This is a genomic window from Maribacter spongiicola, assembly GCF_052119685.1.
Taxonomy (GTDB): Bacteria; Bacteroidota; Bacteroidia; order Flavobacteriales; family Flavobacteriaceae; genus Maribacter; species Maribacter spongiicola_A.
Map to the genome: position 1 here is coordinate 1 of NZ_JBGQOO010000004.1, position 19,481 is coordinate 19,481.

Consider the following 19,481-nt stretch of genomic DNA (forward strand, 5'->3'; position numbering starts at 1 on the left):
GGTGGGTCGGTTCCACCATCTTAATTACAGTTCACAACAAGTATTTTGCCGCTCGTTGCTTGCTCGGCACACTATGGCAAGTAGGGCAGTAGAAAGCGATAAACTTTCAGGTTTGCACTGAGCCAAAGCGTTGTATTTTGTTTTTAATTTATTCATCTTAAAAGCCAAATCAACGATTTGGCGGTGTTTGTTAATCGCACTGAACTTTCGTAAACCACTAATAGCCCTATTTGCTATATACCGTGTTGCCTGCTGGCTTATTTATTCAGTTTTTGTTTCATCATTATGTCCGTCTGTTCGTCATTTCCCAATTTGAAAATATGCTTGTCAAATGCTACAAATCCATTTTTTTCATAAAATCTGATTGCTCTTGGGTTTTGTTCCCAAACGCCTAACCAAACATATTCTACGTTTTTTTCTCTCGCCAATTCAATCGCTTTGTCGTAAAGAATTTGTCCGACTTTTTTTCCGTGAAATTCCTTTAGCACGTAAATCCGTTCAATTTCGAGTGAGTTTTTATCCTTTATTTCTGTTTGTGATTGTCCGAAATTCACTTTTAAATACCCAATCACATTCTCGTCAAGTTCCGCAAAATAGAATTCAGAGTTTTCGTCTTTCAGTTCCTTTTTCAGTTTTTCGGTCGAAAATCCTTCTTCCAAATATTTCAGCATATCTTCTTCGCTGTTATCGGAAGAAAATGTCTCGGCAAAAGTCAATTTCCCAATTTCCTTTAGGTTTTCAATGTCTTGGATAATTACTTTTCTAATTTTCACTTATTCTTGGTTTCGTTTTTTTCGCTTGCAGGTAACGTAGGGATATGTGTACAATTACATATATCCCATTTTTAGAAGCACTAAGATAAAACAAAAAAACCATCACTTTTCAGTGATGGTTTTTTATATCAATAGCCTAAATTTTACGACTTAGTTTCCTTTGTTGTAATCAGCTAAGAATTTCTCTAAACCGCTATCAGTTAATGGGTGCTTTAAAAGTCCAACAATTGAACTTAAACCACCTGTCATAACATCAGCACCTATTTTAGCACAGTCAATAATATGCATTACGTGACGTACAGATGCTGCAAGAATTTGAGTTTCGTAACCGTAGTTATCATAGATTAAACGAATATCAGCAATCAACCCTAAACCGTCTGTAGAGATATCATCTAAACGACCAATGAAAGGAGATACATATGTTGCACCTGCTTTTGCAGCCAATAATGCTTGACCAGAAGAAAATACCAAAGTACAGTTAGTTCTGTATCCTTTATCAGAGAAATACTTAATTGCCTTTACACCTTCTTTGATCATAGGTACCTTAATAACGATCTGTGGGCTAATTTTAACCAACTTCTCGCCTTCTGCTATCATACCTTCATAATCGGTAGAAATAACCTCAGCACTAACGTCACCATCAACTACATCACATATTTTCTTGTAATGCGCCAAAATATTATCAGCACCAGTAATACCTTCTTTTGCCATTAAAGATGGGTTAGTTGTAACACCATCTAAAATACCCATATCCTGAGCTTCTTTAATCTCGTCTAAATTTGCTGTATCTATAAAAAATTTCATCTTTTTCTAATTTTAAAATTATTATGAATGTCTTTAGGGCAAACCCTAAATACTATTTACTTTAAAAAATCTACTACTTGTTGGTATACTTGATCACCGGTGAATCCGAATTTCTCATCAAGTACGGTTGCTGGCGCAGAATAACCAAAATGCTCTAAACCGAACACTTTTCCGTTAGCTCCTGCTAATCCTTCCAAGTTTACAGGAAGACCTGCTGTAAGTCCGAAAACTGGTTTGTTTGGCGGAATTACTTTTTCTTGGTAAGCTTCTGACTGTTGTCTAAAAATACCTTCTGATGGTATTGAAGCGATATTCACTTTTAAACCTTCTTTCTCTTCCAATAATTTAGTTGCCGCTACCAAAGTTGCAACTTCAGAACCATTAGCAATCAAAATAACATCTGGATCGGCTACTTCTTGTATTAAGTATCCTCCTTTTTCTGCTCCTAAAGCTTCCTGATAACGGTTACCACTTTTCGCAGGAAGATCTTTTATCCCTTGACGAGATAAAATAAGTCCGGTTGGCGTTTTTTGGTTTTCCATTGCCATTTTCCAAGCTACATTGGTTTCTTGAGAATCTGCAGGACGTAATGCTACGAAACTTTGCTCGTGGCTATGGTTCTTTAATTTCTCTAACAAACGTATTTGTGCTTCTTGCTCTATTGGTTGGTGTGTTGGTCCGTCCTCACCTACTCTAAAGGCATCATGTGTCCAAACAAACTTCACCGGTAATTCTTGAATACAGCTTAAACGAATAGCTGGCTTCATGTAATCTGAGAATACAAAGAATGTTGCCACTACTGCCATTACCCCGCCGTGAAGCGCGATACCGTTTGCCATAGTTGCCATTGTTAATTCTGCTACACCTGCTTGTAAGAATGCTCCAGAGAAATCACCTTTCTTTAAAATGCTAGTTTTCTTTAAGAATCCGTCTGTTTTATCACTATTCGATAAATCTGCAGATGATACAATCATATTCTCTACATTCTGCGCTAAATACGCTAAAACGTTAGAAGAAGCTGCACGGGTTGCTTGACCTTCTTTTTGCTCGATAGAACTGAAGTCTAGGTTTGGTAATTTACCTTCTAAGAAACCATCTAATTTTGCTGATAGCTCAGCATTCTCTGAACGCCACGCATCGATCTCTCTTTTCTTAGCCTGAGCTTGATCTTTCTTTTTATTGATTATACCTTCGTAGTACTCCTCTACTTTTGAATAGATATCAAAAGGGTTCGCTACATCGGCACCTAAGTTCAATAATGTCTTTTCATAATCTGCACCAGTATCGCCAATTGGCTTACCGTGTAATTCTGTATACCCTTCATACGGAGTGCCATCTGCAGTTACACAGCCTTTACCCATTATCGTTTGACCGATAATCAACGTAGGCTTATCTGTTTCTGCATTAGCATCTGTAAGTGCTTTTCTTATTTGATCATGGTCATGGCCGTCGATAGTTACGACTTTCCATCCCCATGACTCATATTTCATTGCCGTATTCTCTGAAGTAACCTCATCTGTTTTAGATGATAATTGAACATCATTAGAATCGTAGAACATAATAAAATTGCTTAGACCTAAGTGACCCGCAATTCTACCTGCACCTTGAGAAATTTCTTCTTGTACACCACCATCAGAAATAAAACCATAAATTTTATGGTTCATCCAATCTCCAAAACGTGCTTTCAAAAAGTTGGCCGCTACTGCAGCACCAACACCCATAGTATGCCCTTGACCTAATGGCCCAGATGTATTTTCTATACCTCTTGCAACATCAACTTCTGGGTGGCCCGGTGTTACCGATCCCCATTGTCTAAAATTAGCTACATCATCTTTTTCATAATTACCCAATAAATAATACTGAGCGTACATTAAAGTAGATAAGTGCCCAGCATCCATGAAAAAACGGTCACGAAACGGCCACTTCATATCAGAAGGATCATAGTTGAAAAATTCAGAATATAAAATGTGCATGTAGTCTGCGCCTCCCATTGGCCCACCTGGGTGTCCAGAGTTTGCCTTTTCTACCATCGCTACAGCTAATGCCCTTATATTATCGGCTGCTAATTGATCTAGTTCGTTGTTCATTATATTATTAGATTATTTTTCAGGTTCGTGTTTATTTTATTATCTACTAAAATCTCCCCAAAGATACTTTATATAAGGCGCTAATTAAAATATTTCGCCTAACATAATTCTATAGAATTCAAGTCATAAACGCTCATACACCATTAATTTCGCAGATATATTATAGCGAAAGGGTTTTCGAAAACATTCTATGAATCATTTTTTAACCCAATTCATCTTTAATTACTATAAGTAAGACACTTACAGTGTACATTTGCACGCTTTATGCATTTTTTTAGAAAGATGTTAATATATACTTATTCAAACTTTTATAAAACTGATAACCTTTGTTATATAACGTTTTAATGCTATTCTGTTTACTTCGGATGCTCCCCTAAACATTACAATTTCGCTTATGACCTCAAAAATAGCTTTACATATCCTCAATTATTTCATCATATTATTTGGTTTCATTTTTACCATTAGCCCCTCATTTGCTCAAGGCCCAAACTCCAAGCCGGATGCCGTACAGATGAAGACCTATAACTATGCCGATACCCTACAACTCGATTTTTATAGTATACCGTCTAATGACATGGAACTTAAACCCACAGTCGTTTTGGTGCATGGTGGTGGCTTTACTGCGGGACAACGGAATGGTGGTGATGAAAAGCGACTAAGTAAATACCTGGCAGCTAAAGGATTTAATGTGGCTTCTATAAATTACAGGTTGTCTAGAAAAAGAAAATCTTTTGGGTGCGATTGCCCTGCTTCTATAAAAATTGATACTTACATCGAGGCGGTTGCCGATCTTTCTAAAGCTATTAATTACTTAACGAAAGATTCATTGCCGTTTAAGACCGACCCGACAAAAATATTCTTAATCGGTAGTAGTGCCGGTGCCGAAACCGTTTTGAATTTTCAATTTATGCGATACGATTATCGTTTTAAAAGACTGCCCTACCCTAATGCTAAAATTGCAGGATTAGTAAGTTTTTCTGGTGCTGTATTAGATGAAAATTATATTGATGCCAGCAATAAGACTCCTGCCCTATTTATTCACGGAGTTAAAGATTCTGTTGTTCCTTATAACACGAATCCGCATCGATTTTGTACCCCTACGGATGTTGGCTATATACGTATTAACGGACCTAAAGCTATTGCCGAGCGCCTTTCTGAAATCGATGGAAATTACAAAGTGTATTTCAATGCGGAAGGCGGACACGAGTGGGCGTCTCTCGGATACGAGTTTCCTGAATTGATTTATGAATTTTTAGACCATATTTTACGTGATGATGCTACGATGAAAGATTTTGAATCGATTACCTCTCCCATAGATAGTAAAGAATAGCACTACGCCACATTTACCCCGAACATATGCCCGATCAGAGCTGTGATGACCATGGCTACGGTTCCCCAAAAACTTATTCTTAATACGGCTGTCAATATATTCGAACCTCCTGCTTTTGCCGCTATCGCGCCTAAAACTGCCAAGAATGCTACTGCAAAACCATATTGTACATATTCCATTTGCTCTAACGGACCAAAATAAGCAACCAAAACAGGAAGTAATCCGCCGAAAACAAAAGATGCACCAGATGATAATGCCGCCATTAACGGATTTGCCTGTGTTATATCATTAATACCAAGTTCATCTCTGACATGTGCTCCCAAAGCATCATGGGCTGTTAATTGTGTAGCTACTTGCATTGCCAAATTTGAATCTAAACCGCGCTCTTCATAAATTAAAGCGAGTTCTTTAAGTTCTTCCTCGGGCATTTCTTCTAGCTCTTTCATTTCGCGCGCTAGATCAGATTTTTCCAAATCTTCTTGTGAACTTACAGATACATACTCCCCTGCTGCCATTGACAAGGCACCTGCCACCAAACCTGCTACACCGGCTAAAATAATAGGCTCTCTTGTAGTGCTTGCCGCTGCGACACCAATTACCAAACTTGCTGTAGACAAAATACCATCATTGGCACCAAGCACTGCTGCTCGCAACCAATTACTTCGTGTACCATAATGTTTTTCGTCTTGCATAGTTTATTCTTTTTTGTGACTTCAGATGAACACTTATGTATCCTCTTTAGTTTTTAATTCATCATTTTAAACCCTCAAAAATAGCTTATTTTATACATCAAAAACCTTAATTACTTAGTAAGTTATCGATACAATTTTTCTCCATTTTAGCCCAAAAAATCACTCGAAGTAACATTCGTTTTTATCAAAAAAATTTTCCACAAGTGTTTTCTTTAATTGCCTTTTGGACCTTATCGCTTTTTTACAATAGCCTTCTCCCCTGTGCCAATAATCACCAAATTTGTGGTAGTCAAGAATAATCCTGTTTCTACGATGCCGGGTATTGTTTTTAATTGCTGCTCTAAATCGGTTAGTTTTATATCGGTATCCCAAATATCAATATCGACAATATCGTTGTTCTCATCGGTTTTGTAATCTTCTGCACCTCTCTTTCGCTGTATAGGTGACAATTTCATACCCTCCAATTCTTTAATAATCAGTTGAGTGGCAAAGGGGATTGTTTCTATAGGTAACTTAAACTTACCTAGTTTAGCAACACTCTTAGACGAATCGGCAATAATGATATTCATATCAGAATTATGGGCAACGATTTTTTCACGAAGTAATGCTCCGCCTCCGCCTTTGATCAATTGAAAGTCTTCATCTACCTCATCGGCACCATCAATGGTAACATCTAATCTTTTGGCTTCTGCAAGGGTAATCACATGTATACCCAGTTTCTTTGCTAATTTTTCAGTTTCGTCAGAAGTTGCAACTGCTTTAAGCTCTAAGCCGTTCTGTACCATTTCGCCAATAGCTTCGATCATATAAAATGCTGTAGACCCAGTGCCTAGACCAACGGTCATACCTGATTTTATATATTTTACTGCTTCTAATGCTGCTACTTTCTTCTCGTTTACCGCGCTCACTTTTTGGTTATATTATGGTTATTTGGCTCTAAAGATATTTAGAAATAATCGATAGCATTCCACTTATCATTAAGTAATGATTAAAATTTTGTGATTAAACCTTGCTAAACGATTTTCTAAAGCAAAAAGTTAATGACTGATACTGATATTATTTTCAATTAATTGTAATGATAAAATTGGCACATGGCAGCAGAAAATCGATTTACCTACAATATAATCATTACACAAGTTTCTTAAATAGCTATTTGCATTGTTAGACATAACAAGTAATTGGCAATTAGTATGATCAACATACTTTTTTAAAGTGGTTGTTAAAGAACTTTCAGTATCTAATTTATAGAAATTATGATAAATAGACCCTAGTTTTTCAGCGATAATCTCATGATTTATCTGTTGTAACTCTGTAATCTGAGGCGTAGCATTTTGCATACTTGCAATTTGCACTGTGCTATTAAAATACCTTGCCAATTCTACCACGGGGTTTAATTCATCACCCTTAAATAAATGGTTGAATTCTGATATAACAGAAATGGAATGTAAGTTTTCAAAAACTGCCCTTTCCGGTATAACCATTACGGGACATGAATCAATATGGTTTAATATTCTTACCGTATTTCTACCTAAGAAAATAGATTCATCATCTGCACCACCGCTGGCGCTCATAATTATAAAATCTATATGCTGTTTTTCGACCACTTCTTTCACTACGTCTATTAGCATTGAGAAGCTAGATATCGTTTTATACTTATGTAGCGGATTATGGTATTGTTTTTTGATGCACTGAAGGGTCTTTTTCAATCCTTTTTCTGAAGCTGTTTGCGCAGAATAATCTTTGGCGGCATCTGTAACTCTCCCTGCCATTAAGCGGTTACTATGTAATTCTGGAGTGTAGGCATTTAAAAAATGAAATACACATTCAGATTCTGCGAATAATTGCAAGGCATACTGTGTAGCATTCCATGCAGCTATTGAAAAATCGGTCGGTACTAATATATTTTTCATAAATGAGACACATCATTTGATGATAAATGTAGCCTCCCCACAGAATTGAAACTATGACATTTATCAGAATACTAAAAAATTTAAAATCCGTCGGCTAGTTCTTGTAACATCTCCTCTTCTACGATACCAATCTTTTTACCTTCTGTCTTTATAAGTCCTTTTTTCTTAAATTCAGATATCATACGAATTAAAGACTCCGTTGCCGCCCCAACGATATTCGCATAATCATCTCTACTAAGTGTCAATAGTAGAAATCCGTTTTCATCTTCACCATAATTTTTCTTCAAATAGACGAATGCCTCAGCCAAACGTTGTTTCACTGTTTTTTGAGACATATTTACGATGACATCATCTGCCTCTTTTAAATCGTGCGCCATATGTCGCAACACTTCTAAAGAAAAATAAGGATTGGAATTCAATGTATTCGATATGACCTCTTTGGGTATAAAACACACTTCCATATCATTAATAGCCGTAGCACTTAAATTGGTAAAATCTTCAGCGATTACAGAGCGTTGTCCCATAATTTCACCCCTATTGGTCAATTTCACAATCTGCTCTTTACCGTTGCTACTTAACTTAGATAATTTAGAAACGCCTTCTCGTACACAAAAAACACCATCAAGCTTTTGCCCCTCTATAAATAATGCCTCTCCTTTTTTAATCTTCTTAGAAATTTTTGAGTCCGCCACCTTTTTTAATTCTTCTTTGCTTAACGCACGGAGCGAATTAAACTGTCGTATTATGCAATTTTCACATCTAGTTTCCATAGCCTCATAAATTATACTTAGACAAAATTAAACAAGCTTAAAATGGTAGTAACTGACAATTATCATGTTTTAAAAACTGTTTCATTTTCACCTTTGTATTTCGAATTCATTTATAATTATGCAGGCAACTAATTGTTTTCATTGCGGTGATCCTTGTGATAGACAACTTATAACATTTGATGAAAAATCATTTTGTTGTGCTGGTTGCAAAACCGTTTATGAAATATTCTCAACAAACGATTTGTCTCATTATTATGATTTACAAGCCGCGGCAGGTAATACACCCAAAGCTATTGAAGGGAAATATGATTTTCTGGATAATGAAGAAATCATAGCGAAACTAACAGAATTTAATGATGGTAATATCCAAATCATCAACCTATATATTCCCACAATTCACTGTAGTTCATGTATTTGGATTTTAGAGAATTTGAACAAGCTGAATAAGAATGTTACGAATTCTCAAGTTGATTTTCCGAAGAAAACAATTCGTATCACTTACAAAAAAGAGGGTTTTAGCTTAAAAGAGCTCGTCTTGCTTTTGGCTAAAATAGGATATGAACCTTATATTTCTTTAGAAGATTTTGAAGGCAAGAAGAAGGTTTCTGATAAAACGCTTATTTACAAATTAGGTGTTGCCGGTTTTGCTTTCGGTAATGTAATGTTTCTTTCTTTTCCCGATTATTTCGATTTAGGTTCTAGCGCAGCTTCTGGTGGTGAATATTGGCTAAACCAATATCAAGGCTTATTTCGATGGATGATGTTCATCTTCTCTTTACCTGTAGTTTTTTATGCTGGATGGGATTATTTTGTATCTGCGTTTAAAGGGTTACGAGCGAAACTTTTAAATATTGATGTGCCCATTGCACTGGGTATTCTTGTTCTATTTCTTAGAAGTACCTACGATATCGCCTTTGATTTAGGTAGCGGATTTTTCGATTCCCTCACCGGACTCGTATTTTTTCTATTACTAGGTAAATTCTTTCAGCAAAGAACGTATAGCTTTTTATCGTTTGAGCGCGATTACAAATCATACTTCCCTATAGCGATTACTAGACTGAACTTAAAAGGTAAAGAAGAAATCGTGCCTGTTCAAGAAATTGAAAAGGGAGATCGAATATTAATCCGTAACGAAGAAATGATCCCTGTAGATGGTACACTAGTGTACGGCAATGCACAAATTGATTACAGTTTTGTTTCAGGGGAATCTGAGCCCGTATCTAAAAATATCGGTGAACAGGTTTTTGCCGGTGGAAAGCAACTCAACGGTATAATTGAAATGATTGCCTTAAAATCGGTTTCTCAAAGCTATTTGACACAGTTATGGGGAAATTCCATTTTTAAGACGGATAAAGTAACCTCCTTTCAAAACCTTACCGATAGTATTGGCAAACGTTTTACCATTACCGTACTTTCTATTGCATTTGTCGCTACTGCTTTTTGGTTATTCTATGACCCGTCTAAAGCCATGAATGTTTTTACGGCGGTATTAATTATCGCCTGCCCTTGTGCCATAGCTTTAGCATCTCCATTTACTCTAGGGAATATGCTACGTATTTTTGGAAAGAAGAAATTCTACATTAAAGACACGCAAACCATTGAGCGCTTAGCAAAAATAGATACTGCAATTTTTGATAAAACCGGTACCATTACAACTACACAAAAGAGCACGGCGCACTACGAAGGCATGCCATTAACACCCGATGAAGAATCGATACTTAAAAATACCATTAGAGCTTCTAACCACCCTTTAAGCAGATCTTTATATGATCTACTTAAAGAACAGAATATCATCACCTTAGATGAATATGAAGAGCATGTTGGCAAAGGACTAGAAAGTTCTAAAGATGATATAAATATGAAGATTGGTTCTGCTAATTTTGTGGGTAACAACACCACAGAGAATGTTCTCGACACCTCTATTTACATCAGCTCAAATAATGCTTATAAGGGCAGATATGTTTTTCAAAATCAATATCGTGACGGACTCTCTTCTGTTTTTAAAGAGATGTCTGAATCGTTAAGTTTGGCGATACTTTCTGGTGACAATGAAGGTGAAAAAGAACGGTTAGAAGCATTGTTGCCAAAATTGACTCCGCTCTACTTCAATCAGAAACCAGAAACAAAACTTGAGTTCATAAAATCGCTACAAGATCAAGGTAAAAAAGTATTGATGGTTGGCGACGGATTAAATGATGCCGGTGCACTTGCCCAAAGTAATGTCGGTATTGCCATATCTGAAAATATCAACGTGTTCTCACCAGCTTGCGATGCCATATTAGATGCTTCTAAATTTCAACAACTGTACAGTTATATTCTCGCTTCTAAAAAAGCGATGCGCATTATTAAAATGAGCTTCATGCTATCGCTTTTCTATAATTGTGTGGGACTGTATTTTGCCATAACAGGGCAGTTAGAGCCTGTTATAGCTGCAATTCTAATGCCGTTAAGCTCTATTACCATTGTTGTTTTCACTACGGTGATGACGAATCTTATTGGTAGAAAACTTCCGTAATTAGACTGTTATTGCAAGTGCTGTTTCATGCAAAAACTATAATTAGATGGTACCGCATTCTGCGACTTACATTTATCTTTTCATAAAATACAGAATCATATATTTTAACATAAATGAAATTAAACACCTAGCTTCTTTAAAAGGCTCAACTCATTTATTAACAATATATTAAATGCATTCTACTCATACTACACGCCCCAGAATATTTATGTTTTTTAAGAAAAATTTTAAAGTATGACAATTGTCATTTTCTAAGGTTTACAACCCACTTATTTTTACCGAATAATTAAGGTAGGTATGAGTGTTATATATATTTTATTGGCGATAAGCCTGGTGGTGGCAATTATCTTTTTTGTCGCCTTTATAGTATCTGTAAAACAAGGACAATACGACGATTCTTACACTCCTTCGGTTCGAATGCTTTTTGAAGATGAATTGGTGAAACCAAAAAAGACCGACATCATAGATTTAAAACAAGAGAAAATCCAACTAAATAAACAAGTATAATTATGGAAGTACAGCAGTTTTATTACGATAACAAAATCGTGAAAAATTTCCTTTATGCAACCATGTTCTGGGGTATTGTAGGTATGTCTGTAGGCTTATTGTTAGCCTTCATGTTCATGTTCCCCAACGTAACCGATGGTATATCATGGTTAAGTTTTGGTCGCTTACGCCCGTTGCACACCAACGCGGTAATTTTTGCATTTGTAGGTAATGCTATTTATGCGGGGGTATACTACTCCACCCAACGTCTATTAAAGGCGCGTATGTACAGCGATTTTCTAAGTAAGTTCAACTTTTGGGGTTGGCAAGCAATTATCGTTGCTGCAGCTATTACTTTACCCCTAGGTTATACGAGCTCTAAAGAATATGCCGAACTTGAATGGCCTATAGATTTAGCTATCGCTGTAGTATGGGTAGCATTTGGTATAAACCTGATCGGTACCATGATAAAAAGAAGACAACGTCACCTTTATGTGGCTATCTGGTTTTATCTGGCAACTTTTGTTACGGTAGCGGTACTTCATATTTTTAATAGTTTAGAATTACCTGTTAGTGCTTTTAAAAGTTACTCGGTGTACGCTGGTGTGCAAGATGCATTGGTACAATGGTGGTACGGTCATAATGCGGTTGCATTTTTCTTGACTACTCCGTTTTTAGGTCTTATGTATTACTTTGTTCCTAAAGCGGCCAACAGACCGGTGTACTCTTATAGACTATCTATCGTTCACTTCTGGTCATTAATTTTTATATATATCTGGGCTGGTCCGCATCACCTATTATATTCTGCTTTGCCTGATTGGGCTCAGAATCTTGGGGTTGCCTTCTCTATTATGTTGTTGGCTCCATCTTGGGGTGGTATGATCAACGGACTTCTAACACTTCGTGGTGCTTGGGACAAAGTTCGTACCGATCCTGTTTTAAAATTTATGGTTGTTGCAATCACCGGTTATGGTATGGCAACTTTCGAAGGTCCTTTGCTTTCTCTTAAAAACGTAAACGCAATTGCCCACTTTAGTGATTGGATTATTGCTCACGTACACGTAGGTGCATTAGCTTGGAACGGATTCTTGACCTTTGGTATGATTTACTACTTGGTACCTAAAATGACCAAGAACAAATTATTCTCAATTGGTTTAGCAAATTTTCACTTCTGGATCGGTACGTTAGGTATCATTCTTTACACTTTACCAATGTATGTTGCCGGTTTCACACAGGCTTTAATGTGGAAAGATTTTAACCCTGACGGAACTTTAGTTTACGGTAACTTCTTAGAAACAGTAAATGAAATTATGCCAATGTATTGGATGCGTGCCATTGGTGGTAGCCTTTATATTGTGGGTGCTTGTGTTATGATCTACAATGTAGTTCGTACCATTAAAGCTGGTAGTGCTATAGAAGATGAATTGGCTGAAGCAGCTGCACTTACTGTAGTGTCTAAACGCAGAACAGCTGGTGAAACTTTTCATACTTGGTTAGAGCGTAAGCCTATTCAATTAACCATTTTAGCTACTGTTGCTATCCTTATTGGTGGTATTATACAAATTATACCTACCATATTGGTAAAATCTAACATACCTACTATTACCAGTGTAAAACCATATACGCCTTTAGAATTAGAAGGTCGTGATTTATACATACGTGAAGGTTGTGTGGGTTGTCACTCTCAAATGGTTCGTCCGTTTAGAAGTGAGGTAGAACGTTATGGTGAATATGCCAAAGCAGGTGAGTTCGTATACGATCACCCATTCCTTTGGGGCAGTAAACGTACTGGTCCAGATTTATTAAGAGTTGGTGGTAAATACTCTGATAACTGGCACTTAAATCATATGTACGATCCTCAAAGTACCTCTTCTGGTTCTATAATGCCTTCGTATTCTTGGTTAGTGCGTGATAAACATGACAGAGGTAACATACAAACTAAAATGGAAGCTATGGTAACCTTAGGTGTACCATATACGGAAGATGACATTGCTAATGCCGTTGCTCTTATGGATGCGCAAGCAGAAAAAATCGAGAAAAACTTATACAGTGATCCCGATTTTGCAAAATCTTATGAAGCAGATAAAAAATATGCTGCTGAAAATGGCGAAGAATTTATAGAAATGAGAGATCGTGAAATTGTCTCTATGATCGCTTACCTACAGCGATTAGGTACAGACATTAAGGTCAAAGAAACTGGTGAAATATTATCTGACAACTAAAATAAAAAATCATGTTCAAATTTGTAAAAGGTTACATGGAAACTATAGAGGGCGTAGCAACCTACCCCATGATATCATTACTAATCTTCTTTGTGTTTTTCACATTATTATTTTGGTGGGTAATTACAGCCTCAAAATCATACATTAAAGAAGTTAGCGAATTGCCTTTAGAAGAAAATAACCAACTAAACAACCAATTATGAAAAACAATACAGCCTGGTGGTTAAGAATAACAGTGGCCTTTTTCGCGGTCATTGTACTTATGGAAGTTTATATTGATAGCGGTGACAAGCCAGCTTTTCTGGTGTACCCTACCTTGATGTTTGGCTTTATGGCACTTATTCTATTGCTGTTAATAGGTATTGCCTTTATCGTACAAGCTATTGAAAATGTACTTTACAATACGCTTGACGAAGAAGCAAAGGTGCGGTATGTTGCTGCTAAAGAAGAAAAATGGGAATGGACATGGGGCAAGAAAATGTACGACAAATTGTTGGGCAGTAAACCTATGGAGGCAGAGGGTGAAATTATACTAGATCACGACTACGATGGTATTCGAGAATTGGATAATAATTTACCACCATGGTGGGTATACTTATTCTATGCTTCTATTGTTTTTGGTGTAGTATACTTACTTCGTTTTCACGTCTTTAATGACTATAACCAAACAATGGAGTATGAACAAGAAGTCGCTGCAGCTCAATTAGAAATTGAAGAATATAAGAAAACAGCAAAAGGTCTTGTTGATGCCAATACGGTTGAGTTGTTAACTGATGCATCAGATATTAGTGCCGGTAAAGGCATTTTTGAAGGTAATTGTGTTGCTTGCCATATGGCAGATGGTGGCGGTGGTATCGGACCAAACCTTACAGATCAAAACTGGATTCTTGGTGGTGGTATCAAAAACGTATTCCATACCATTTCTGAAGGTGGTCGTGACGGTAAAGGTATGATTGCTTGGAAACAAAACTTAAAACCAGCAGAAATAGCACAAGTAGCTAGCTATGTATTAAGCTTTCAAGGTACAACACCTGCTAACCCGAAAGCTGCTGAAGGTGATATTTGGGTTGACCCGAATGCGCCGGCACAAGAAACTCCTACTGAAGCAGCATTACCCGTTGTAGAAATAGATTCTGCAAGTGTTACCATGAACTGAGTAAAGTGAGAGCGTAATACCGCTCAAGCCTATAAAGAGAGATACAATGTCACAAGATCAAGATAATTTTAGAGACTCCATCGGTACTATCAAAGAAGATGGTAAACGAGCTTGGGTATTCCCTAAAAAGCCAAGTGGTAAACTTTATGAGTACCGAAAATATGTAAGCTACGTACTTCTTGTTTTCTTGATTGCGTCTCCTTTTATCAAAATAAACGGCAACCAATTCTTGATGTTCAATGTGTTGGAAAGACGTTTCAATATCTTCGGATTTCCATTTTATCCACAAGATTTTCACCTCTTTGTAATCTCAATGATTATTGGAGTGGTTTTTATCGCCCTATTTACAGTTGCCTTCGGACGTATTTTCTGCGGATGGATGTGCCCACAAACTATATTCTTAGAGATGGTTTTCCGTAGGATAGAATATTGGATCGACGGAGATCGAGGTGCTCAAATAAAATTAGATAGACAAGAATGGAATTCAGAAAAGATTCGTAAACGTGTTTTAAAGTGGATTATCTTTTTTATTATATCGTTTATTATAGCGAATGTTTTTCTTGCTTATCTTATTGGTAGTGACCGTTTAATTCAATATGTAACAGACGGTCCTGCACAGCATGTAAGCACTATGGTGTCGCTATTAATTTTTACAGGTGTATTCTATTTTATATTTGCTTGGTTTAGAGAGCAAGTATGTATCATCGCCTGCCCTTACGGTCGTATGCAAGGGGTTCTTCTTGATAATAAATCGATTGTTGTTGCCTATGATTACAAAAGAGGAGAGGCCGAAAACGGCAGAAAAAAATGGCGTAAAAATGAAAATCGTGAAGAACTAGGTAATGGCGATTGTATTGATTGTAATCAATGTGTAAACGTTTGCCCAACCGGTATCGATATTAGAAACGGAACGCAGTTAGAATGTATTAACTGTACCGCTTGTATCGATGAATGCGATACCATCATGGAAAAAGTAGATCTACCAAAAGGCTTGATTCGCTATGCCAGTGAAGATGAAATTACTAAAAAAGAAAAATTCAAATTTACACCTCGTTTGAAGGGATATACGGCTGTACTGGTTATTTTAACCGGAGTTCTAATAGGTATGATGTTCTTAAGAAATGATCTTGAAGCAAATATTCTTAGATTACCAGGTCAACTTTACGAACATAAAGATGGAAATATCATTAGTAATGTGTTCACCTATAAACTATTGAACAAAACCACTAAACCGATAGAAGATGTTCATTTTAAGCTGATATCACCAAAAGGTGAAATTAAACTGGTACGTCATGAGAATTTTGATGTAGCTGCAGAGGCCTTGGCAGAAGGTACCTTGTTTATTGAAATAAACGCATCTGCATTAAGCGGCGATAAGAACAATCTTAAAATTGGAGTTTATAGTAACGATAAGTTAATAGAGACCACTACGGCTCGCTTTTTAGCACCACGTAGTTACAAATAGTACTTAAATAAAAAATCATGAAAATTAATTGGGGTACCGGTATTGTTATTGCCATAGTTGCATTCATTAGCTTCATCATGTATTTTGTAATTACAATGACTACCAGTCATGATGCTAACCATGATTTGGTTACCGAAGATTATTATAAAGCGGAGCTTGGCTATCAAAAAGAAATAGATGCAGAGAAAAATGCTCAAATCGCAGCTACACAAATAGAAATACAAAAAACTTCTGAAGGGTTAATGATTCTTTTCCCTGAAGGATATGATGATACCAATGTAAAAGGCATTGTGTCCCTATATAGACCATCCAACAAGAATTTGGATTTTAATTTGCCCATTAGTTTATCCAATTCACATTTGCTCATACCTGACAATCAATTGTTGGATGGTCGCTGGGACATTAAAATTACTTGGGAACACGAAGGAAAAAATTTTCTTCATAAAGAGAGCATTACCTTTTAAATATGCTATTATCTGCCCTCATATTAGGTCTAATGGGTAGTTTGCACTGCGTTGGTATGTGCGGACCCATTGCTTTTATGCTTCCGGTAGATAGAACGAACAACTACAAAAAATTCGGACAGATATTTATCTATCACTTTGGACGCTTAATGGCGTATGGACTTATAGGTCTCATATTCGGACTACTAGGTAAAGGGCTTTCCATTTTTGGTATACAACAAAAACTATCTATAGGTATTGGTATTATTATGATTTTAATAGTATTGATTCCGTATAAAACATTCAACAAATACAACCTGTCTAAACCCATCTACAAAATCATATCAAAAGTTAAGAACCAATTAGGGAAGGAACTAAAGAAAAAATCGCCCGATACATTTTTAACGATCGGATTCTTAAATGGATTTTTACCATGCGGACTCGTATATATGGCGCTTTTTGGATCTATTGCTATGGGCGATGCTTTACAAGGTAGTTTATACATGATGCTTTTCGGTGTAGGTACTTTACCCCTAATGACCGCTGCCATCTATTTCAGTAATTTATTAAAAGGTGGTATACGTCAAAAAGTACAAAAGGCAATTCCTGTGTTTGTGGTTATTATCGGTGCACTTTTTATACTTAGAGGGCTTGGTTTAGGCATACCTTACGTATCGCCTGCACCAGTAACACAATTAGCTTCAAGTGCAATAGAGTGTCATAACTAATGGCTTAAGCCAAATACAAACTTATATGAAACCATTACCGAACGAAATTGCACTTCGCCCTAGGTTTCAAATGAATGTGGAACAATCTAAAGAAACTGTGCTATCTAATTTTGAAGTTGCTGCCCAATCACCTTTTCTGGTTAATAGATTAGACGAGCACGTTTTCATAAAATTCAACCAAAAAGAGCATCACTTTTGGTCTCCTCAGTTACATTTAGAGATAGATGAGGTAGATGATTTCAATTGTCGTCTACATGGTGTGTTCGGTCCCAACCCTACCCTATGGACATTTTTTATGTTCATACACTTTGTAATTGCAACGCTTTTTATAATCATAGGTATTTGGGCATATTCAAGTGCATCTTTACATAAAGACTACCACATTCAAGTAGGTGTCATGATTATGCTAATAGCGCTATGGTTTGTACTATATTTTGCCGGTAGAAGTGGCAAAAAAAAAGGCAAGCCCCAAATGCACCAATTACATGATTTTATGACGAATGTTCTTACACAGTAAATTTTCTGTTTTTTTCTCATATAGCTATATTTAATACTCATAAATAGCCAAAAAACTAAACGAATGAAACGTATTTTATTTTTAACCATAACGCTTGCTTTTTTGAGTGTGGGTTTCACTTTTGCCCAAGAAAAACCAGAAGAACCAAAAGGAACTGAAAATATTGCCTATAAATGGGGGAAAATGGCTTTAGAAGCGACAGCATCTGACACTGAAAAATTTAAACCAAGACCAACAATTACTTCTCGATACTTAGGTTTAATCTTTATCTCCATTTTTGATGCTTGGTCTGTATATGATGAAAATGCAATTCCTGTTTACCTAAAAAATGTAGAAAGAAGACCATTAGCAGAGCAAAAACTTTCAAATAAAGAAATTGCTATTAGCTATGCCGCTTTTGGTGCCATGAAAGAATATTACTATTCTGATACAGAAATGTTTAGTGCATTTATGGTGGAATTAGGTCTTGACCCAGACAATACTTCTACTGACCCCACTACTCCAGAAGGTGTTGGTAATTTAGCTGCAAAGGCAACCATTGAAGCTAGAAAAAATGATGGCAGCAATCAGTACGGTACTGCCGAAGGCTCTGATGGAAAACCTTATTTTGACTACACAAATTACAGCCCTGTAAATTCTGCTGATAAAAGTACCGATATCAACCGTTGGCAACCTAAATACTTTTCTGATGGTAATGGTGGGCAATATGCCCCTGGGTGCCTTACGCCCTACTGGCAAAAAGTAATTCCTATCACCATGACATCAGCTGATCAATTTAGACCGGGACCACCACCAATGTATGGTTCTGAGCAATTGAAAAAAGAGGTACAAGAAGTGGTTGATTTACAAGCTAACCTCTCTGATGAAGATATAGCGTTGGTCGAATTCATGCGAGACGGACCGCAATCTGTTCAACAAGCGGGACACTGGTTGAAATTCGCTCAAGATGTTTCTCGCCGCGATAACCATACCCTAGACCAAGATGTAAAAATGTATTTCTTAACCGAAATTACCGCTATGGATGCCTTTATAGCTTCATGGGATTCTAAAATGTTCTATGATTACGCTAGACCTTATGCACTTGTTCATGAATACTACAAAGACAAAACGATTAAAGCTTGGGGCGGACCCGGAGTTGGAATTATAGAAATGAAGGGACAGGATTGGAGACCTTATTCTCCAGATATTTTCTTATGTCCGCCATTCCCTAGTTATACCTCTGGGCATAGTACCATTAGTGGTGGCTGTGCTGAGGTGTTACGCTTGTTTACTGGCGATGAATATTTTGGTGAAACGGTAGAATTAATGCCTGGTACACTAACCGAAATTGATGCTGCTTTTTACGGAAAACCAGTGACCATTACCTTCCCTACGTTTACAGAATCGGCAAACATGGCTGGTATGTCTAGAGTTATGGGCGGTTATCATATACAAGCAGATAATATTGCGGGTTTAGAATTAGGTAGAGACGTTGCTAAACAGGCTTGGAAATTTTATAATGAACACCTGGGCAAGTAATTATTGGTCATAAAAACTATACACAAATAAACCCAAGGCTTTCACCTTGGGTTTATTTGTGTATA

The 19,481-nt window shown here is 36.7% G+C and carries 18 protein-coding genes; 11 read left to right on the forward strand and 7 right to left on the reverse strand.

Features of this window, described 5'->3' with window-relative positions; translation table 11 throughout:
- Window positions 1–257: 257 nt before the first annotated feature.
- From ACEN2N_RS08090 to ACEN2N_RS08100, 3 genes are all read right to left on the reverse strand, one after another.
- A complete protein-coding gene (locus ACEN2N_RS08090; RefSeq protein ID WP_441823850.1) occupies window positions 258–773 on the reverse strand; it encodes a GNAT family N-acetyltransferase in 516 nt (171 codons plus the stop codon).
- 150 nt (window positions 774–923) lie between these two features.
- Window positions 924–1,577 (reverse strand): fructose-6-phosphate aldolase, encoded by a 654-nt coding sequence (fsa, locus tag ACEN2N_RS08095; RefSeq protein WP_027067520.1) that lies wholly within the window; start codon window positions 1,575–1,577, stop codon window positions 924–926.
- A 56-nt stretch (window positions 1,578–1,633) separates the two neighbouring features.
- Window positions 1,634–3,664 (reverse strand): transketolase family protein, encoded by a 2,031-nt coding sequence (locus ACEN2N_RS08100; RefSeq protein WP_441823851.1) that lies wholly within the window; start codon window positions 3,662–3,664, stop codon window positions 1,634–1,636.
- A 394-nt stretch (window positions 3,665–4,058) separates the two neighbouring features.
- Here ACEN2N_RS08100 and ACEN2N_RS08105 point away from each other — a divergent pair, with 394 nt between their 5' ends.
- Window positions 4,059–4,994, forward strand: coding sequence for an alpha/beta hydrolase (locus tag ACEN2N_RS08105; RefSeq protein ID WP_441823852.1), 936 nt, complete (start codon window positions 4,059–4,061; stop codon window positions 4,992–4,994).
- 2 nt (window positions 4,995–4,996) lie between these two features.
- Here the strand turns inward: ACEN2N_RS08105 and ACEN2N_RS08110 are convergent, their stop codons facing one another.
- From ACEN2N_RS08110 to ACEN2N_RS08125, 4 genes are all read right to left on the reverse strand, one after another.
- On the reverse strand, window positions 4,997–5,686 hold the full coding sequence (locus ACEN2N_RS08110) for a VIT1/CCC1 transporter family protein (RefSeq protein ID WP_441823853.1): 690 nt from the start codon (window positions 5,684–5,686) through the stop codon (window positions 4,997–4,999).
- Between the two features lie 230 nt (window positions 5,687–5,916).
- Window positions 5,917–6,594 (reverse strand): ribose-5-phosphate isomerase RpiA, encoded by a 678-nt coding sequence (gene rpiA / locus ACEN2N_RS08115; protein ID WP_441823854.1) that lies wholly within the window; start codon window positions 6,592–6,594, stop codon window positions 5,917–5,919.
- Window positions 6,595–6,723: 129 nt separating this feature from the next.
- Complete coding sequence (locus tag ACEN2N_RS08120) at window positions 6,724–7,596, reverse strand: universal stress protein (protein ID WP_441823855.1); 873 nt, start codon at window positions 7,594–7,596, stop codon at window positions 6,724–6,726.
- Between the two features lie 80 nt (window positions 7,597–7,676).
- Window positions 7,677–8,366, reverse strand: coding sequence for a Crp/Fnr family transcriptional regulator (locus ACEN2N_RS08125; RefSeq protein WP_441823856.1), 690 nt, complete (start codon window positions 8,364–8,366; stop codon window positions 7,677–7,679).
- A 118-nt stretch (window positions 8,367–8,484) separates the two neighbouring features.
- Between ACEN2N_RS08125 and ACEN2N_RS08130 the strand changes: the two genes are divergently transcribed.
- The 10 genes from ACEN2N_RS08130 to ACEN2N_RS08175 all read left to right on the forward strand — a co-directional run bounded on the left by ACEN2N_RS08130 (window position 8,485) and on the right by ACEN2N_RS08175 (window position 19,416).
- Complete coding sequence (locus ACEN2N_RS08130; protein ID WP_441823857.1) at window positions 8,485–10,881, forward strand: heavy metal translocating P-type ATPase; 2,397 nt, start codon at window positions 8,485–8,487, stop codon at window positions 10,879–10,881.
- A 297-nt stretch (window positions 10,882–11,178) separates the two neighbouring features.
- On the forward strand, window positions 11,179–11,388 hold the full coding sequence (ccoS, locus tag ACEN2N_RS08135; RefSeq protein WP_282075609.1) for a cbb3-type cytochrome oxidase assembly protein CcoS: 210 nt from the start codon (window positions 11,179–11,181) through the stop codon (window positions 11,386–11,388).
- A gap of 2 nt (window positions 11,389–11,390) precedes the next feature.
- On the forward strand, window positions 11,391–13,589 hold the full coding sequence (gene ccoN, locus ACEN2N_RS08140; protein WP_441823858.1) for a cytochrome-c oxidase, cbb3-type subunit I: 2,199 nt from the start codon (window positions 11,391–11,393) through the stop codon (window positions 13,587–13,589).
- Between the two features lie 11 nt (window positions 13,590–13,600).
- Complete coding sequence (locus ACEN2N_RS08145; RefSeq protein ID WP_441823859.1) at window positions 13,601–13,792, forward strand: CcoQ/FixQ family Cbb3-type cytochrome c oxidase assembly chaperone; 192 nt, start codon at window positions 13,601–13,603, stop codon at window positions 13,790–13,792.
- Window positions 13,789–14,745, forward strand: coding sequence for a cbb3-type cytochrome c oxidase N-terminal domain-containing protein (locus tag ACEN2N_RS08150; RefSeq protein WP_441823860.1), 957 nt, complete (start codon window positions 13,789–13,791; stop codon window positions 14,743–14,745). Before ACEN2N_RS08145 ends, ACEN2N_RS08150 begins: the two co-directional genes overlap by 4 nt.
- A 46-nt stretch (window positions 14,746–14,791) precedes the next feature.
- On the forward strand, window positions 14,792–16,210 hold the full coding sequence (ccoG, locus tag ACEN2N_RS08155) for a cytochrome c oxidase accessory protein CcoG (protein WP_441823861.1): 1,419 nt from the start codon (window positions 14,792–14,794) through the stop codon (window positions 16,208–16,210).
- Window positions 16,211–16,227: 17 nt separating this feature from the next.
- Window positions 16,228–16,674 (forward strand): FixH family protein, encoded by a 447-nt coding sequence (locus ACEN2N_RS08160; RefSeq protein WP_441823862.1) that lies wholly within the window; start codon window positions 16,228–16,230, stop codon window positions 16,672–16,674.
- 2 nt (window positions 16,675–16,676) lie between these two features.
- Window positions 16,677–17,381, forward strand: coding sequence for a sulfite exporter TauE/SafE family protein (locus ACEN2N_RS08165; protein ID WP_441823863.1), 705 nt, complete (start codon window positions 16,677–16,679; stop codon window positions 17,379–17,381).
- Between the two features lie 25 nt (window positions 17,382–17,406).
- Window positions 17,407–17,898 (forward strand): GTP-binding protein, encoded by a 492-nt coding sequence (locus ACEN2N_RS08170; protein WP_441823864.1) that lies wholly within the window; start codon window positions 17,407–17,409, stop codon window positions 17,896–17,898.
- Between the two features lie 63 nt (window positions 17,899–17,961).
- Entirely contained in the window at window positions 17,962–19,416 is a 1,455-nt protein-coding gene (locus ACEN2N_RS08175) for a vanadium-dependent haloperoxidase (protein ID WP_441823865.1), read from the forward strand.
- The last annotated feature ends 65 nt before the right edge of the window (window positions 19,417–19,481 follow it).

Coding starts and splice junctions, on each gene's coding strand:
- ACEN2N_RS08105 (WP_441823852.1), top strand. CDS start 4,059: ATGACCTCAAAAATAGCTTTACATATCCTCAATTATTTCATCATATTA.
- ACEN2N_RS08130 (WP_441823857.1), top strand. CDS start 8,485: ATGCAGGCAACTAATTGTTTTCATTGCGGTGATCCTTGTGATAGACAA.
- ccoG (WP_441823861.1), top strand. CDS start 14,792: ATGTCACAAGATCAAGATAATTTTAGAGACTCCATCGGTACTATCAAA.
- ACEN2N_RS08165 (WP_441823863.1), top strand. CDS start 16,677: ATGCTATTATCTGCCCTCATATTAGGTCTAATGGGTAGTTTGCACTGC.
- ccoS (WP_282075609.1), top strand. CDS start 11,179: ATGAGTGTTATATATATTTTATTGGCGATAAGCCTGGTGGTGGCAATT.
- ACEN2N_RS08160 (WP_441823862.1), top strand. CDS start 16,228: ATGAAAATTAATTGGGGTACCGGTATTGTTATTGCCATAGTTGCATTC.
- ccoN (WP_441823858.1), top strand. CDS start 11,391: ATGGAAGTACAGCAGTTTTATTACGATAACAAAATCGTGAAAAATTTC.
- fsa (WP_027067520.1), bottom strand. CDS start 1,577: ATGAAATTTTTTATAGATACAGCAAATTTAGACGAGATTAAAGAAGCT.
- ACEN2N_RS08175 (WP_441823865.1), top strand. CDS start 17,962: ATGAAACGTATTTTATTTTTAACCATAACGCTTGCTTTTTTGAGTGTG.
- ACEN2N_RS08100 (WP_441823851.1), bottom strand. CDS start 3,664: ATGAACAACGAACTAGATCAATTAGCAGCCGATAATATAAGGGCATTA.
- ACEN2N_RS08170 (WP_441823864.1), top strand. CDS start 17,407: ATGAAACCATTACCGAACGAAATTGCACTTCGCCCTAGGTTTCAAATG.
- ACEN2N_RS08110 (WP_441823853.1), bottom strand. CDS start 5,686: ATGCAAGACGAAAAACATTATGGTACACGAAGTAATTGGTTGCGAGCA.
- ACEN2N_RS08120 (WP_441823855.1), bottom strand. CDS start 7,596: ATGAAAAATATATTAGTACCGACCGATTTTTCAATAGCTGCATGGAAT.
- ACEN2N_RS08125 (WP_441823856.1), bottom strand. CDS start 8,366: ATGGAAACTAGATGTGAAAATTGCATAATACGACAGTTTAATTCGCTC.
- ACEN2N_RS08145 (WP_441823859.1), top strand. CDS start 13,601: ATGTTCAAATTTGTAAAAGGTTACATGGAAACTATAGAGGGCGTAGCA.
- ACEN2N_RS08150 (WP_441823860.1), top strand. CDS start 13,789: ATGAAAAACAATACAGCCTGGTGGTTAAGAATAACAGTGGCCTTTTTC.